The organism is Arthrobacter sp. P4_H3, assembly GCF_056400885.1.
In genome coordinates, this window is record NZ_JBFUKK010000010.1 from 143253 (window position 1) to 159959 (window position 16707).

Annotated in this window: 12 protein-coding genes and 1 pseudogene; 8 read left to right on the top strand and 5 right to left on the bottom strand. The window is 66.4% G+C overall.

Annotated elements, in window-relative coordinates:
• Window positions 1–69: 69 nt before the first annotated feature.
• A complete protein-coding gene (locus tag AC1DRE_RS15085) occupies window positions 70–1401 on the bottom strand; it encodes an MFS transporter (protein WP_476985353.1) in 1332 nt (443 codons plus the stop codon).
• A 34-nt stretch (window positions 1402–1435) separates the two neighbouring features.
• Window positions 1436–2374 (bottom strand): proteasome assembly chaperone family protein, encoded by a 939-nt coding sequence (locus AC1DRE_RS15090; RefSeq protein ID WP_476985354.1) that lies wholly within the window; start codon window positions 2372–2374, stop codon window positions 1436–1438.
• A gap of 357 nt (window positions 2375–2731) precedes the next feature.
• On the opposite strand from AC1DRE_RS15090, the gene AC1DRE_RS15095 reads away from it, so the two are divergent.
• The 4 genes from AC1DRE_RS15095 to AC1DRE_RS15110 all read left to right on the top strand — a co-directional run bounded on the left by AC1DRE_RS15095 (window position 2732) and on the right by AC1DRE_RS15110 (window position 8254).
• Window positions 2732–4258, top strand: a complete 1527-nt coding sequence (locus AC1DRE_RS15095; RefSeq protein WP_476985355.1) for a leucyl aminopeptidase — start codon at window positions 2732–2734, stop codon at window positions 4256–4258.
• A 251-nt stretch (window positions 4259–4509) separates the two neighbouring features.
• The gene (gene lpdA, locus AC1DRE_RS15100) at window positions 4510–5892 is read left to right on the top strand and encodes a dihydrolipoyl dehydrogenase (protein WP_476985356.1); all 1383 of its coding nucleotides are present in this window, start codon (window positions 4510–4512) and stop codon (window positions 5890–5892) included.
• 126 nt (window positions 5893–6018) lie between these two features.
• Window positions 6019–7755, top strand: coding sequence for a 2-oxoglutarate dehydrogenase, E2 component, dihydrolipoamide succinyltransferase (gene sucB, locus AC1DRE_RS15105; RefSeq protein WP_476985357.1), 1737 nt, complete (start codon window positions 6019–6021; stop codon window positions 7753–7755).
• A 148-nt stretch (window positions 7756–7903) separates the two neighbouring features.
• Window positions 7904–8254 carry a hypothetical protein gene (locus tag AC1DRE_RS15110; protein ID WP_104176324.1) on the top strand — a complete coding sequence of 117 codons (351 nt, stop codon included), beginning with the start codon at window positions 7904–7906 and terminating at the stop codon, window positions 8252–8254.
• 93 nt (window positions 8255–8347) lie between these two features.
• On the opposite strand, the gene AC1DRE_RS15115 is transcribed toward AC1DRE_RS15110, so the two are convergent.
• Window positions 8348–8737 carry a VOC family protein gene (locus tag AC1DRE_RS15115; RefSeq protein ID WP_476985358.1) on the bottom strand — a complete coding sequence of 130 codons (390 nt, stop codon included), beginning with the start codon at window positions 8735–8737 and terminating at the stop codon, window positions 8348–8350.
• A 132-nt stretch (window positions 8738–8869) separates the two neighbouring features.
• Between AC1DRE_RS15115 and AC1DRE_RS15120 the strand changes: the two genes are divergently transcribed.
• Window positions 8870–9301 carry an OsmC family protein gene (locus AC1DRE_RS15120; protein ID WP_476985359.1) on the top strand — a complete coding sequence of 144 codons (432 nt, stop codon included), beginning with the start codon at window positions 8870–8872 and terminating at the stop codon, window positions 9299–9301.
• 108 nt (window positions 9302–9409) lie between these two features.
• On the opposite strand, the gene AC1DRE_RS15125 is transcribed toward AC1DRE_RS15120, so the two are convergent.
• Window positions 9410–12925, bottom strand: coding sequence for a S41 family peptidase (locus AC1DRE_RS15125; RefSeq protein ID WP_476985360.1), 3516 nt, complete (start codon window positions 12923–12925; stop codon window positions 9410–9412).
• A gap of 73 nt (window positions 12926–12998) precedes the next feature.
• On the opposite strand from AC1DRE_RS15125, the gene AC1DRE_RS15130 reads away from it, so the two are divergent.
• Window positions 12999–13898, top strand: a complete 900-nt coding sequence (locus tag AC1DRE_RS15130; RefSeq protein WP_476985361.1) for a TIGR01777 family oxidoreductase — start codon at window positions 12999–13001, stop codon at window positions 13896–13898.
• Window positions 13899–13902: 4 nt separating this feature from the next.
• Here AC1DRE_RS15130 and AC1DRE_RS15135 read toward each other — a convergent pair whose 3' ends face one another.
• A complete protein-coding gene (locus AC1DRE_RS15135) occupies window positions 13903–15573 on the bottom strand; it encodes a serine/threonine protein kinase (protein WP_476985362.1) in 1671 nt (556 codons plus the stop codon).
• A gap of 130 nt (window positions 15574–15703) precedes the next feature.
• Here AC1DRE_RS15135 and lipB point away from each other — a divergent pair, with 130 nt between their 5' ends.
• On the top strand, window positions 15704–16372 hold the full coding sequence (gene lipB, locus AC1DRE_RS15140; RefSeq protein ID WP_476985363.1) for a lipoyl(octanoyl) transferase LipB: 669 nt from the start codon (window positions 15704–15706) through the stop codon (window positions 16370–16372).
• Window positions 16369–16707 (top strand): annotated as a pseudogene (locus tag AC1DRE_RS15145) (lipoyl synthase); the annotation flags it as partial. The gene lipB and the pseudogene AC1DRE_RS15145, both read left to right, overlap by 4 nt.

A 16707-nucleotide genomic window follows, 5' to 3' on the forward strand; every position in this document is an offset into this window, starting at 1 on the left:
CATCCAGACTGAATCCGCTGGCGGGCCGCCGGCAGTGCCCACGTCGCCTATGTGGACAAAGGAAGGAACCTACTCCGCGCGGCGGCGTTCCAGGTTGCGGCGGCGCTGCTGCGCGAGGGCTTTGAGCAGGGGCGGCACCACAACGCCCTGGGCGGCCATCTGGCGCCGGACCTTCCGGCGGGTGATGATGATCGCGCCCGCGCCAATGCCAATCAGGACGAACTGGACGCTCAGGGCGATCCGGAACGGATCGAGGCCGTACAGCTCACCGCGGGAGAAGCCGCTGGCGTGGAGGACGTCAAGCACTACGCCGACGAGGTAAATGGCCACCAGTGCCGCAATGAACCCGCCGACGTTGACGATTCCGGTGGCGGTTCCGATCCGGTGGGCCGGATTGAAGGTGCGGGCAAAGTCGAAGCCGATCATGGAGCCCGGCCCGCCGATGGCCAGAACGACCACCAGCCCGGCAAGCATCCAGAGCGGCGAGCGGCCCGGCATCAGCAGCACCGCAGCCCAGGCCGCCGCGGTGGTGGCGGCAATCAGGAGCACCATGGTGGAGCGCCGCAGCGGATGCCGGGAGACGAACCTGCCAATCAGCGGTCCGGCCGCGATGGCGGCGGCGACGTATATGGCCATCAGTCCGGACACGGTGCCTGTATCGAGGCCCTGCGCGGAAATCAGGAACGGGTAGCCCCAGGTCATGGCAAACACGGTGCCGCTGAACTGGATGGTGAAGTGGCTCCACAGCCCCAGCCGCGTTCCCGGTTGCCGCCAGGCGCTGGAAAGGGAGATGCCGGTGGCCTTCAGCCCCTGGCCTGGTTCCGGGCGCGGGTGTCCGGGCGGCTGATCCTTCAGCGCGGCCAGTACCAGGACGACGGCGAGCGCGGACATCGCCGCGAGGGTGAGGAACGCGGGGGTCCATCCGGCGGAGTGGAGGATCATCGCGAACGGGACCACGCTGAAGAGCTGCCCGAGCTGGCCCGACATTCCGGTCAGCTGCGTGATGAGCGGTACCCTGGCCGGGGCGAACCACAGGGGTATCAGCCGGATCACGGAGATGAACGTCATGGCGTCGCCGGCGCCCACCAGTACGCGGCCGAGCACCCCGCCGGGAATGTTGTCCGCGAAGGCGAGCTGAAGCTGGCCAAGGCCCATCAGGACGGCTCCGCCGGCGATCATGGTCCGCGATCCCAGGCGGTCCACGAGCACGCCTACCGGGATCTGCAGGCCTGCGTAGACCAGGAGCTGCAGCACGGTGAAGAAGGAGATCTCCGCTGCGGTGGCGTGGAACCGTTCCGTCGCCTCAAGGCCCACGACGCCAAACGAAGTACGCTGGCTGACGGCAACAAGGTATGCGAATATCCCGACGGTCCAGATGAGCCAGGCGCGGGGTGCAGTCACCTACCCATTATGCCTGCGGCAGGAAAAATAGGATTTATTGTCCGGGTTCTTTACGGGCGAGATAGGCTTCCACCGCTGCTCCGAGCGCGTCTGCGTTGGGAAGTTCATCGTTTTCATCGGCGAGCAGCGAACGGCGCACCGTCCCCTCCGCCTTCTCGTCGTAGCGGGTCTCGAGGCGGGACACCACCTGCTGCACGTCCTCGGATGCCTCCAGCTGCTCGGCGATCTGCCGCCCCACTTCCCGGCCGGCCTCACGCAGGCGGTCGGTGGGCAGCATCAGCGAGGTGGCTGCCCCCAGGTACTCCAGGCCGGCCACGGCGGCGTTGGGGTATTCGGCTTCGGCCAGGTAATGCGGGACGTGGATGACGTACCCGACAATATTGCGGCCGGCTTCGGTGAGCCGCAGTTCAAGAATGTGGCCCACGGCCGCGGGGACCTCCACCGTGGGTTTCCAGACGGAAATTCCCTCGATGAGCTCAGGGCGGTTGCCGTGAACGGTAACCCCCACCGGCCGGGTATGGGGCACCGGCATCGGGATGGAGTGGATCCACGTCACCAGGTTCACATCCAGGTGCTCGACGATCCGGACCACGGCGCGGGCGAACCGTTCCCACTGGAGATCGGGTTCGAAGCCGGCCAGGAAGAGGTACGGACTCCCCAGCCCGTCGACCAGCCGGTAGAGGGCCAGCTTGGGGGCCTGGTAATCCTGGAGGTGGTCCTCGACGAACGTGACGTGCGGACGGCGCGTACGGTAATCGATCAGCTGGTCGGCATCGAAGACGGCGACCGGCTCCGAATCGAGGGTGTCCAGCAGCTCGGCGGTGATCTGCTTGACCACGTGGCCGGCGTCAGCGAATCCCGTAAAGCCCATCACCAGATTGAGCCCGCGGAGTGACGGGCTGTCGAACAGCTCGGCGTTGCTCACATAGAGAGCGTCGGGGTCCAGCAGGGAGCCGGAAATCCGTTCAAGCACGGCATGTTCCTTTCGAAGTGGCGGCGGAGGCGGGGTGCGTCAGCACCGCAGGGGCGGCAACCCAATAAGCAGATTCAATGGCACGTGCGCCAATGAATCCGCGCAGATCCGCCGGATATTTCTTACAACGCACCGGCCGGCCCAAGCATTCCGCACCGGACCGTTCCACCGGCGGTGTGTTGCAGGTCTCATGAGATTCAGCGCGGCCCGGGCGGAGAGACTACGATCGGAACTGGCCCTACGGACGGCCTTGCAGACACCGGGTTGCGTCTCAAGCCGACGACGGCCGGTTCCCATGGCGGGGCGCCCAACATGCGCTTCCTGCCGAAAATCACAGAGAATTGAGGACTGATCCTCGTGGTCAAGAATACTGAAATCAAACTTAGCGTCGTTGCGCGCGACATTAAGAAGTCGCCGACGGACGCTCTGGTCATTGGAGTGGCACAGGGGCCCGACGGTCCCGTGCTGCTGGACAACCCGCTGACGGCCAAGTCCGCCGAGGCCATCGCGGAGTCCCTGAAGGTTCTTGGCCTCACCGGCGCCGCCGACCAGGTCCACCGGCTCCCGGGCCTTCCCGAAGCCGGCGCAGCCGTCCTGGTACTGGCCGGAGTCGGCAAGCCGGGTCCCGGACGCAAGCTCTCGGAGGAGGCGCTGCGGCGCGCGGCGGGCTCCGCCGTCCGCCAGCTTGCCGGCCTCACCACCGTGACGCTGGCCCTTCCGACGGCGTCACTCGCCGAGGTGGCGGCCATCGCCGAAGGCGCCGCCATGGGTTCCTACTCCTTCACCGAGTACCGCTCCTCCGCCAACGGCCGCAAGGATCCGGTGCAGAATGTGGTGATTTCCACGGACTTCGCTGGAAACAAGGACCTGCAGCCCCTGCTGAACCGTGCCGCCCTGATCGGGAAGGCCGTCAACGCCACCCGCTCGCTGGTGAACCAGCCGCCCAGCCACCTGTTCCCCGAGTCCTTTGCCGATGCCGCCAAGGAACTCTCCAAGGGCCTGCCGGTCAAGGTGACCGTGTGGGACGAGAAGCGCCTCGAAAAGGAGGGCTTCGGCGGGATCATGGGCGTTGGCAAGGGATCCACCAGGCAGCCGCGCCTGGTCAAGGTGGAGTACGCGCCGTCCAAGGCCAGCGCCAAGATCGCCCTCGTCGGCAAGGGCATCACCTTTGACACCGGCGGCATCTCCATTAAGCCCGCCCTCGGCATGGGCGACATGAAGAGCGACATGGCGGGCGCCGCCGTCGTGCTTAACACCGTGCTGGCGATCGCAGGCCTCGGCCTGCCCGTAAAAGCCACCGCGTGGCTCTGCATTGCCGAAAACATGCCCTCCGGTGCCGCGCAGCGCCCGGCGGACGTCCTCACCATGTTCGGCGGCAAGACCGTCGAGGTCCTTAATACGGATGCCGAAGGCCGCCTGGTCATGGCGGACGGCATCGTGGCCGCCAGCCAGGAGTACCCGGACGCCATCATCGACGTCGCCACCCTGACCGGCGCGCAGCTGATCGCCCTGGGCAACCGGACCGCCGGAGTGATGGGCTCGGACAGCGTCACCGGCCCGCTGAAGGCTGCGGCTGACCGCGCCGGCGAGCTGGTATGGCCGATGCCCCTGCCGGACGAGCTCCGCGCCAGCATCGATTCCGAGGTGGCGGACCTCGCCAACATCGGTGAGCGCCACGGCGGCATGATGACCGCCGCAGTGTTCCTGCGTGAATTCGTCGGCAAGGGCAAGGACGGCGAGCAGATTCCGTGGGCCCACATCGACATCGCGGGCCCGTCGTTCAATAACGGCGGCCCCTACGGCTACACCCCCAAGCAGGGCACGGGCTGCACTGTCCGCACCCTCGTGGCATACGTCGAAGACGTCCTGGCGGCTTCCGCCTAAGCGTCTGCGTGTGTCATACGCGGCTTTGTGGCCGGGTCCATGATCCGTCGGCCACAAAGCCGCGTGACACTCGACACAAGCGCTCCACAAACGCCGTGACAAGGTGGAGCATGGATAAGTGGTTCGCTAAGGTGAACTGCGGTAGTCACAAATGCAAGAGAACCGGCCTGCTGACATAATCACGGCAGAGCAAGTTCCAAGACCAGATGATGCGTACTCTCGTGTCATCGTTCACGCGAGGGAGCGTCTAAGTGGCCGATCAGGCAACTGCGCAAGAATTCGACATCCTGGTACTCGGCGGCGGCAGCGGCGGTTACGCCACAGCCCTCCGCGCTGTTCAGCTTGGCCTCACCGTAGGCCTCGTGGAGAAGGGGAAACTCGGGGGCACCTGCCTGCACAATGGCTGCATCCCCACCAAGGCGCTCCTGCACTCCGCCGAGCTCGCCGACCACGCCCGCGACTCCGCGAAGTACGGCGTCAACGTCACCCTGGACAGCATCGACATGAGTGCTGTCAACGCCTACAAAGACGGCATCATCGCCGGCAAGTTCAAGGGCCTGCAGGGCCTCATCAAGTCCAAGGGCATCACCGTCATCGAAGGTGAAGGCAAGCTGCAGGGCACCGACACCGTCGTCGTGAACGGCACTGCCTACAAGGGCAAGAACATCGTCCTCGCCACGGGCTCGTACTCACGGACGCTGCCGGGACTGGAAATCGGCGGCAAGGTCATCACCTCCGACGAGGCGCTGACCATGGACTACATCCCCAAGAGCGCGATCATCCTGGGCGGCGGCGTCATCGGCGTCGAGTTCGCCTCGGTCTGGAAGTCGTTCGGCGTGGACGTCACCATCGTTGAAGGCCTGCCCTCGCTGGTCCCCAACGAGGACACCGCGATCGTCAAGAACTTCGAGCGCGCGTTCAAGAAGCGCGGCATCAAGTTCTCCACCGGCGTCTTCTTCCAGGGCGTTGAGCAGAACAACGACGGCGTCAAGGTCACCCTCGTCGACGGCAAGACCTTCGAAGCCGAACTGCTCCTCGTGGCCGTCGGCCGCGGACCGGTAACCGCCAACCTTGGCTACGAAGACGCCGGCATCACCATCGACCGCGGCTTCGTCATCACCAACGAACGCCTGCACACCGGCGTCGGCAACGTCTACGCCGTGGGCGACATCGTCCCGGGCGTCCAGCTGGCCCACCGCGGCTACCAGCAGGGCATTTTCGTGGCCGAGGAAATCGCCGGCCTGAAGCCCGTCATCGTTGAAGACGTCAACATCCCCAAGGTCACCTACTCCGAGCCCGAAATCGCCACTGTGGGCTACACGGAGAAGGGCGCCAAGGAAAAGTTCGGTGACGACCAGGTGGAAATCCAGGAGTACAACCTCGCCGGCAACGGCAAGAGCTCCATCCTCGGCACCGGCGGCCTGGTCAAACTGGTCCGCCAGAAGGACGGCCCCGTAGTGGGCGTCCACATGATCGGCTCCCGCATGGGCGAGCAGATCGGTGAAGCACAGCTGATCGTGAACTGGGAGGCTTACCCGGAGGACGTGGCACAGCTGCTGCACGCCCACCCGACCCAGAACGAGGCCCTCGGCGAGGCCCACCTTGCCCTCGCGGGCAAAGCCCTCCACGGGTAGTAAATCCGCCCGCACCACCGCAAGAACACTGAGCTTAGTGCACCCGGCATGATCCGCAGGGTGCACTAAGCTCGAACAAGGCAGCAATCATCCGCACTAAAGATCAATAAGGAGAACGGGGACGACATGTCTGAATCCGTTAACTTGCCCGCCCTCGGTGAGAGTGTCACCGAAGGAACCGTCACCCGCTGGCTCAAGCAGGTAGGTGACCGGGTAGAGGTGGACGAGCCGCTGCTCGAGGTTTCCACCGACAAAGTAGACACCGAAATCCCCTCTCCGATTGCTGGCGTGATTGAGGAAATCCTCGTCGCCGAAGATGAGACCGCCGAAGTCGGCGCCCCGCTCGTCCGCATTGGTGACGGCTCCGGTTCGGCCGGTGCTTCCGACGAAGCAGCTCCCGCAGAGCAGGCGCCGGCCGAAGAAGCACCCGCCGCTGAAGAAGCGCCCTCCACCGAGGCTCCCGCAGCTGCCGAGGCTCCGGCCGCGGAAGCCGCTCCGGCCGCCTCCGGCGAGAGCCACGAAGTTACCCTGCCGGCCCTCGGCGAATCCGTCACCGAAGGCACCGTCACCCGCTGGCTGAAGGCCGTCGGCGACTCCGTCGAGGTTGACGAGCCCCTCCTTGAGGTATCCACCGACAAGGTGGACACCGAGATCCCATCGCCGGTAGCCGGCACGCTGCAGGAGATCCGCGTCAACGAGGACGAGACCGCCGAAGTTGGTTCCGTTCTTGCTGTTATCGGCTCCGGCGCAGCCGCACCCGCTGCTGCACCCGCCGCACCGGCTCCGAAGCAGGAGGCTCCCGCCGCCGAGGCTCCGAAGCAGGAAGCCCCGGCAGCCGCTGCCAAGGCCGAAGCACCCGCAGCTCCCCAGCAGGCCGCACCGGCTCCGGCACAGGCAGCCGCAGCGGCACCTGCCGCAGAAGCAGCACCGGCCGAGTCCGGCTACGTCACTCCCCTGGTGCGCAAGCTCGCCAACCAGCAGGGCGTGGACATCTCCTCCCTGACCGGCACCGGCGTGGGCGGCCGCATCCGCAAGCAGGACGTGATTGCTGCGGCCGAGGCCAAGTCAGCTCCGGCTCCTGCCGCCGCGGCTCCCGCATCCTCCGCATCGGCTGCCCCGGTTTCCGCCGCCCCCTCGTCGCTGCGCGGCACCGTGCAGAAGGCACCGCGCATCCGCCAGGTCATTGCCCGCCGCATGCGCGAGTCCTTGGACATCTCCACCCAGCTGACGCAGGTCCACGAAGTGGACATGACCAAGATTGCCAAGCTGCGCCTCAAGGCCAAGAACTCCTTCCAGGCACAGAACGGCGTGAAGCTGACCTTCCTGCCGTTCATCGCCAAGGCGGTAGCCGAGGCGCTGAAGCAGCACCCGAAGGTGAACGCTGCCTACGACGAAGACAAGCAGGAAATCACCTACCACAACGCCGAGCACCTGGCCATCGCCGTGGACACGGACAAGGGCCTCCTGGTTCCGGTCATCTCCGATGCCGGCAGCCTGAATCTTGCCGGCCTGGCCGGCAAGATCGCCGACGTCGCAGGCCGGACCCGCGACGGCAAGATCGGCCCGGATGAGCTGTCCGGCGGAACGTTCAGCATCACCAACATCGGTTCTGTCGGCGCATTGTTCGACACCCCGATCATCAACCAGCCGCAGGTCGGCATCCTCGGCACCGGCGCGATCGTCAAGCGCCCCGTGGTGGTGGCCGATGAGAACGGTGACGACTCGATCGCCATCCGCTCCATGATGTACCTGTCCCTGACGTACGACCACCGCCTGGTGGACGGCGCTGATGCGGGCCGCTTCCTGCAGACCCTGAAGGCCCGCCTTGAAGAAGGTGCCTTCGAGGCGGATCTGGGGCTGTAAGCCTTAGCGTCAACAACGGCGGCGGTGCAGGCCCGGTGGGAAACCACCGGATGGCCTGCACCGCCGCCGTTTTTGGTTACCGAATCGTCGCCAAATCTTCCCGCGGGGCTTACTACGAAGCGTAGAACCCTCTGGCTAGACTGGCCCCATGGACATCGTTTATAACATCATGGTCTTCCTCCACATCGTCGGCGCAGCGATGATTGTCGGCATCTGGATCGGCAACATGAAAAAGCCCACGGTGCACCCCCGCCAGTTCGACGGCGCCGCCCTGCAGCTCATCACCGGCATCGTGATGATGGGGCTCATTCCGGCCCTGGACATGGACGCCAACTACTTCAAGCTCGGCATCAAGTTCGCCATTGCACTGGCTGTCGGCGTGCTCGCCTTCATCGGCCGCCGCAAGTACAAGAAGGATGAGCCGATCAGCAAGGGCCTGGCCCACAGCGTGGGCGGCCTGGCGCTGCTGAACGTGGCAATCGCCACCCTCTGGCAGTAACTGCTTCAACGACCCCGGCGACCAACGACGACGGCGACGCTCCCGGCCAGGGGGCGTCGCCGTCGTCGTTCCCCCTCCCGGCTGCGGGGCTGGTCAGTCCCGGGCGATGCAGAATTCGTTGCCTTCGGGATCATGCATTACGTCCCAGTGGAAGTCGCCGATGTCATGTCCGTCCACGAAGACCGCACCCAGCGATTCAGCGTGGGCGCGCAGGCCGTCCGGATCGGGGCCGTGGACATCAAGGTGCAGCCGCCGCCGTCCCGGTGTGGCATCAGGGACCTCCTGGAAGGCCAGTTGGGGCGCTCCCGGCGATGCCGGCTTCAGCCAGACGAACTGGTCAAAGCGTGCGGAAACGGTGGTGCCGAGCAGCGCCGCCCAGAATGTGGCCAGCTCTTCGGCGTTGCCCGCGTTGACCATGATGGCGGCGATCCGCGCCTGCGGTGAAATGTCAGCGGCCTGGTTCCTGCGGCGTTGGGTTCCCATGGCGCCAGTGTAGACGGTCATAATCCTCTGACAGCGGACAGCCCGTGCGCTGCGGGTCCTGAATCCATAGGATTGATCCGGAGGGTTTGGGCGGAAGCCCGGACCGGATCGAAACTAAGCTGAGGAGTGGATATGGCAGCAACACGCACCGCGCACACCGTATGGAACGGCGACCTGTTCGAGGGGTCCGGCAACACCACGCTGGACAGCTCCGGACTGGGCACCTACGCCGTCACGTGGAAGGCCCGCGCAGAACAGTCCGAAGGGAAGACCAGCCCCGAAGAGCTGATCGCCGCAGCCCACTCGGCCTGCTTCTCCATGGCGTTCAGCCTCGCGCTCAGCCAGGCCGGCTTCACTGTTGACGAGGTCAACACCAAAGCCGATGTCACCTTCGTACCTGGCACCGGCATCACTGGCAGCCACCTGACCGTCAGCGCCAAGATCCCGGGCATTTCCGAAGAGGACTTCCAGAAGATTGCAGGGGAAGCCAAGGTCGGCTGCCCTGTCTCCGGCGCACTGGCCAGCATCGACATCACCATGGACGCCACGCTCGCGGCTTCCTAGGTTTCAGCCGTGCGGCCGCTCCGGCAGCCGCATGGCAAAGGCCCCGTTTCCTGCCCTGATGACCAGGGCAGGAAACGGGGCCTTTGTGTGTCCCGGCCGGCGGCCGGCTCAGCCCTGGTTGGTGCGGGCGGGCAGGGGGGCCGGGAGCAACCGCCGGTAGCCTTCACGCAGCGGCGGGCGGTCAGTGGGAAGTTCCTGGATCATTTCCTTCAGGGCACCGATGCCGTATTCCAACTGGGGGTCCCTGCCTGCGGCGTAGGCATGCGGCGGGAACGTCACCTCGATGTCCGGCGTCACGCCGAAGTTCTCGACACCCCAGCCCACTCCCCCGCTGAACCAGGTGGCGTAGCGCGGCTGCGTCACTCCGGTTCCGTCCGCGAGGGAGAATCGGTTGTCGATGCCCACCACGCCGCCCCAGGTACGGGTACCGATGACCGGACCGATGCCGCGGAGCTTGGACACCTGGGTGATGATGTCCCCGTCCGAACCGGCAAACTCGTCCGTCAGGATCACTACCGGTCCGCGCGGTGCGTGGTGCGGGTAGGTCCGGGGCTTTTCGCCGCGGGGCATGCTCCATCCCGTCACCTTGCGGCCGATGAGCTCGGCAACAAGCTGGGACGTGTGGCCGCCGCGGTTGCGCCGGACATCCACGATCAGGCCGTCCAGTGCTGTCTCGGTGTCAAGGTCGCGGTGGAGTTGCGCCCAGCCGTTCGCCATCATGTCCGGGATGTGCAGGTAGCCGTACGTTCCGCCGGACGCTTCACGCACCGTCCGCCGGTTGCCGGCAACCCACTCCTGGTAGCGGAGCCGCTCCTCGTCCTTGACCGGCACCACGGCAACGCGGCGCTGATCGCCTGCCGCCTCGCCGTGGGCTGCGCCGTTGCGGAGGGTCAGCTCCACGGCCCTTCCCGCCGCACCGACGAGCTGCATGGCAGGAGTCAGTGTTTCCGAAAGTTCCACCCCGTCGATGGCGAGCAGGATGTCCCCGGCCTTGGCGTCCGCTCCCGGCCGGGTCAGCGGGGAGGTTGCGAGCGGATCCGAAGACTCGCCCGCCAGGATGCGGGTTATTTCCCAGCCCGCCCCGGTGAAAGCCAGGTCCGCGCCCAGGCGGCCCTGCCCGTTGCTGCCGTTTTCAGTGACAGCCACCGGACGAACGTAGGCGTGGGATGTCCCCAGTTCGCCGTGCAGTTCCCACAAAAGGTCCACGAGGTCGTCATGCGACCCCAGCCGGTCCACGAGGGGACGGTAACGGCGGTGCACTGACTCCCAGTCCTGTCCGGCCATGTCCTCGGTCCAGAAGAAGTCACGCTGGAGCCGCCAGGCTTCGTCAAACGCCTGGCCCCACACGCTCAGCGGATGCATGAGCACACGGATGCGGCTGACATCAACCTTCACCAGTTGGGCGGAGTCCTCGTCGGCCTTGGCGTCGGCAGGTGCCACCCGGATCTGCTTGTCCTGCAGGAAGACCACCTTCCTGCCGTCACCGGACACCCGGTAGCTGTCCAGGGCATCCACGATGGTGGCCGTCTTGCGCTTGGCCATGTCAAAACGCACCAGTCCCGGTGCGGCGTCCTTGTCGTCTGTCGTGGCCCGGCCGTCGCCGGTGACGCCGGCGAGTGCGTTGTCCAGCCAGAGCAAAGCGCCGGGCGTGGCCTCGAGGGCCGAATAGTTGCCCTGCGGGACCGGGACTCCGATCACGCGGTGGGCCAGTCCTTCAGCATCCACCCGGACAGCAGGCACACCGTCACCGGTTCCGCCGGCCTCGCCCCCATCGGCATCCGGGCCGGTTTCACCGTCCGGGCCGTCCATGAGGTCCACCGAGGGGCCAAACGGCGACGGTGTGTCGGCAGCGAGCGCCACCAGGTAGGGCTTGATCGGGCTGGGGAAGGACAGGTCAAAGGAGTGTCCGTCGTAGACGGGGTCAAAACTGCGGTTCGAGAGGAACGCGATGAATTTGCCGTCAGGGGTGAAGGACGGCGAGGCGTCGCGGAAGCGTCCGTCCGTGACGTCCACGACCTTGAACTCGGGATCGTCCACCCGGACGATCCGGAGCCGGCTGCGTGAGCCAAACGAAGTGACGGGCTCTGACCACCCGAGCCAGGCAGAGTCCGGCGACCAGCACAGGCCGTCGATCGTGCCCTCGCCGATGCTGGTGACGAGCTTGATGCTCCCGGTCCGGGTGTCGGCCAGATAGACATCGCCAAAGGAGGTCCCCACGGCCAGGGTCCGGCCATCCGGGCTGGCCTCCATGGCACTCGCCCGGGTGGATTTGGGGAAATCGACCTTCTTGAGGCGCGCGGCCCCAGCAACGTCTCCCGCGCCCTCGGCACCCTGTGCTGCGGCAGTGTTTCCGTCGGCTGTGCTTCCGCCAGCGCCGGGAACGGACTCTGGCGCAGAGTCATCCCCCGCAGGCGACTCGACGCCCGCACGGTTCATCCCCGACGCCGGGACGGGCTTGGGCAGCGGTGTTCCCGGCTCCTGCCCGGCTGCTGCCGGCTGGGGCCGTGTGGCCGGCGCGGCCTGCGCACTCGCCACTTGCGGAGCGATTTCGTTGATGTACAGGGCCTCCACGCCGTCATGGTCGGCAACGTAGGCAATACGGCCCTCGCCCAGCGGCCGCGGCAGGCGGGCACGAACACCCGGTGTGGCCTCCACAACGCGCGACGGTCCGTCCTTGTGGCGGAGCCAGTGGATGGTGCCGTGCGCCTCCACGGCGCTGGAGGACCCGGTGTGGTCCGGAATCACGGCACCAAGGTGACGGGCAGTCTTTAGGAGTGCCGGCCTCCGCCCCTGGGAAGCCGATCCCAGCGAAATGTCGAGCTTGACGGCGTCGGCACCCAGATCGGGAAGCAGCCAGAGCTCGCCGGCGGATTCGAACACCACGCGCTTGCCGTCCGTGGCGGCGTGGCGCACATAGAAATCTTCGTGATCGGTGTGGCGGCGCAACCCGCTGCCGTTGGGGAGCACCGAGTACAGGTTCCCGTAGCCTTCGTGGTCGGACAGGAAGGCCACCCGTCCGTCAACCCACATGGGATCCGCCAGGTTGCCGTCCAGCTCCGGGACCAGCCGTTCGAACTCACCGTTGCCGTCGGCGTCGATCCAGAGCTTTCCGGCGGTTCCGCCGCGGTAGCGCTTCCACCAGGCAGGCTCGCGTGAGAGCACACTGGCCACCACCACGGGGCGCTCATCGCCGATCTCAGGGCCGAACGCCACCGACTCGACCGGTCCGAACGCCAGTTCCTCCGACCAGCCGCCTTCGAGCGGGACGCTGTAGGCATGCGTGTGGCGGCTTTCGGCCTGCCGGAACGCACTGGTGACGAGGACGTCCCCCGCAGCGGTGAAGCCCTTGACCCGGGTCGAGCTGTGGCCGAAGTACGTCAGCTGCCGGTACCCGCCGCCTTCGACGTCGGCGGTGACAACTTCCGGCGCCGTTCCTTGCACCACTGTCCATACCAGGCGCTTGCCGTCGGGCGTAAAGCGCGGGTTGCGGGCGGGCAGCTGAAGGGAGGAAACACGCCAGGCGCGGCCTCCGTCCAGGGGTGCAATCCAGACGTCGTCTTCGGCCACGAAGGTGACCAGATCGCCGTGCAGATGCGGGAAACGAAAGTAGCTCGAAGAGGTCATCGTTCGATCATAGTCAAAGTCGGCGGGCCGGTCGGGAGGTTCCGCGGCCGTGCCGGGCATGGTGAGATGGATCATGCGAATCATCATGGCCGGCGCCTCAGGCCTTATCGGAAGCGACCTGTCCGCCCATCTGCGTTCCGGTGGCCACGAAGTCATCCGGCTGGTGCGCAGGGCACCGGCAACGGCCGGCGAATTTCGATGGGAGCCCGCGGCCGGGCAGCTTGATCCCGCCCATCTAGAGGGCGCGCACGCTGTCATCAACCTGTCCGGGGCCGGGATCGGCGACCGCCCATGGACCCGGCGACGCATCGATGAGCTGTTCCGCTCAAGGCTGGACCCGACCCGCACCCTGGCAGCGGCGATGGCGAAGCTGGAGCAGCCGCCGCAGGTCTTCATCAGCCAGTCAGGTTCCAACTATTACGGTGACCGCGGTAACGCCGTGCTTCGCGAGAACTCGCCGAACGGCAGCGGCATCATGGCACGGATCTGCCATGAGTGGGAAGCAGCCGCACACGGGGCCCCGGCAGGCGTCCGTGTTGTCACCCCCCGGACGGGGGTGGTCCTCAGCAGGTCCGGAGGCGCGCTGGGACGGCTGCTGCCTTTGCTCCGGCTGGGAGTCGGCGGCCCGCTGGGAAACGGCAGGCAATGCTGGCCCTGGATGACGCTGCCCGATGTGTCCTCCGCGTTCGGTTTCCTGTTGTCGGCACCGCTGGCCGGCCCGGTCAACCTTTGCGCCCCGGAAACTGCGGACGTCAATGCCCTGGTTGCCAGGCTCGCCGGCGCACTCCACCGGCCGGCCCTGTTCCGGGTTCCCGCTCCGGTGCTGCGTCTGGTCATGGGCAAGCTGGCCGATGAACTCCTGCTGGGAAGCCAGCGCATGGAGCCCGCCATGCTGGCCGGGGCCGGATTCAAATGGCAGCATCCCTCGCTCGCCCAGGCAGCGGCCTGGGCCACCGGCCGGGACCAGGCCTAGGCACTTAGCTCGCGGGCAGGATCTCCTGGATCCGCCAGCGCCCGCCGGAACTGACCAGGACCAGGCGTAGCCGCTGCTCCGAACCGGCGGCCTCCGCGGCCACGACATTTCCACCGGTATCTGTCTCCTGGTAGGCGGAGGTGACCGCCGTGATGGCGACGACGGCCCGCGACCCGGAGCCGTCAGGCTCTGTCTCGGCACGCGTCAGGGTGGTGTCGAAGCCGGCCAGGACATGTCCGGAGTCACGGAGCCGTCCGCTGATCCTGGCGTCGGCCGCGGCTGCCGGGGAATTCTCCAGATTGACCTCGTCCAGGAGTTCGAGTTTCCCTGAGCTGAACGCGGCCGACCTGAGCTGTGCCAGCCCCCGGGCCGCCTCTTCGGGCTTTTGCGACAGCGCCAGCTGCCTGGCATCCGTTTGAACCGGGCTGTCGGCGGTCCCCTGCTGTACCTCTTGTGCCGGTCCCGGCGGCGCTTGCACCGATTCCGGGGCGGATGCCTGAGGTGACCCGGCCAGGAACCACGCGGACGCGATCCCCGTGCAGGCAAGTGCTGCCACCGCAGCGCGGACCCACCGCCGCTTTCCGCCGGCATGCCGGCCGGGGGCGCGGACCTTCCGTTTGACGGGACCGCCCAGGCGGCGGCGCCAGGCGCGGACCTTCGCTGCACGGCGGGCGGTGCGTGACGGCGGAAGGTTGCGGCGAGTCAGCAGCTGGGGCAACACCGTGGGATGGACGGCACCGGCAAGGTCCACCGGGGCGGCATCCGCGCTTCTACAGATGGCAGCCGCGAATTCCAAGGCCGTAGGCCGTTCCCGCCGTTCCTCCTTAAGACCCGCTTCCAACGCGGCGGCCAGGGCGGCGGGCACATCCGGGACCACAAGGGACAGCGGCGGACGGCTTTGGCCGCGCTCGGGCGCCTTCCCTGTCAGGCAGTACCAGCCGACTGCCGCAGCAGAGTAGACATCCCGTTCGGGCTGCAGACCTGCCCTCAGGGCGTCTACCGGCGCCGGGTCCAGGAACCCATCAGTACCGGCAGGGAAAGGGACAGCGGCGTCCCCCACCATGCGCGTAATGCCAAGGTCCGCCAGCAGGGGCTTGCCGTGAGCGGTGAACAACACGTTGCCTGGCGAGACATCAGAGTGCATGACGCCCTTGCCGTGCAGGTACCCCAGTGCCTGGGCAATAGGCGTCAGGACCGTTACCGTCTCGCCCACGCCCAACGGGCCACCGCAGTTGACGACTTGGGCCAGGGATCCGCCTGCCGCGTAGTCCATGACCAGCCCCAGGCCGCCGTCGGCTGCCCCGCGGAGCCGGACCACGTGGTGCGCTTTCACCAGGTGATCATGATCCAGCGTGGAGAGAATCCTCAGTTCACGGCGTATGTTGTCCTCCTTGTCCCGCCGCATCATGCCGGGATCACCGGCGTCGTGCGCTGACGGTGACAGGATCTCCGGCGGGTCGAAGCACTTCACTGCAAACTCCCGGAGGGTCCGTTCCTCGCGGACAAGCCACACGCTGGCGCTTCCGCCGCGGCCGAGTTCACGCCCCACCACATAACCGGGAACCTCCGGGGCCGCTCCCCGGGGCGGCCCGCCGAGAACATCGTGGGACCCGGCCCCATCAGGAGGTGCCGCATCGCCGTCGTACGCGCCGCCGTCGTGCTCGAATTTCTCCATACCCAAGGAATAGCGGAAGCGGCAGAATCCCGCAGAAGTTATCCACAGGTACCCTTACCCTTCGGCGGTCCCGGTGAGAGGTTGACCACAGAATCGGGTACGACGGCGGACGGGGTCTAAGCTGGATGCCATGACTCTTGAGTTTTCCACGCTGGGTCTTGCTCCGGATTTCGTTGATTACGTGAAGGGCTGGGACATCCAGCGCGAACTCCATGACAAAGTCGTCGCAGCTGAGGCGTCCAGCACAGTCCTGCTCCTCGAGCACGCCGCCGTCTATACGGCCGGCAAGCTCACAGAAGACCACGAACGGCCGTTCGACGGAACACCCGTCGTCGCCGTGGACCGCGGCGGCAAGCTGACCTGGCACGGTCCCGGCCAGTTGATCGCCTATCCGATCCTCAAGCTTAAGAACCGGTCCGGCATCCGCGATTACGTGGAGCGGCTCGAAGCCGTCATGATCGCGGTCATGGCCGACTACGGCATCAACGCCGAGCGGATCAAGGGACGCGCCGGCGTGTGGATCACGGCTGACAGCAAGGGGCCGGACCGCAAGATTGCCGCGATCGGCATCCGGGTCCTGGACGGGGTCACAATGCACGGCGTCGCCATCAACTGCAACAATGATCTGGCACCGTATGCGCAGATCATTGCCTGCGGCATTACCGACGCCGGCGTCACCACGATGTCGATCGAAGCGGGCAGGAACATTGCCCCCGGCGATATCGCGGACCGGTTCGTGGAAGAATTCCGCAAGCACGAAGAAGCACTCGTTTCAAGCCCCGAAGGAGCTCTACTGTGACACTGGCACCAGAAGGCCGGAAGATGCTGCGCATTGAGCAGCGAAATGCGGCCACTCCGGTGGAACGTAAGCCGGATTGGATTAAAGCCAAGGTTCAGATGGGCCCGGAGTTCGTCCAGCTCAAGAACCTGGTCAAGAAGGAGGGCCTCCACACGGTGTGTGAGGAGGCCGGCTGTCCCAACATCTTCGAGTGCTGGGAAGACAAGGAAGCGACCTTCCTGATCGGCGGCTCCGAGTGCACCCGGCGCTGCGATTTCTGCCAGATCGACACCGGCAAGCCCTCCCCGGTGGACATGTTCGAGCCCACGAAGGTGGCCCGTTCGGTCCAGGCCATG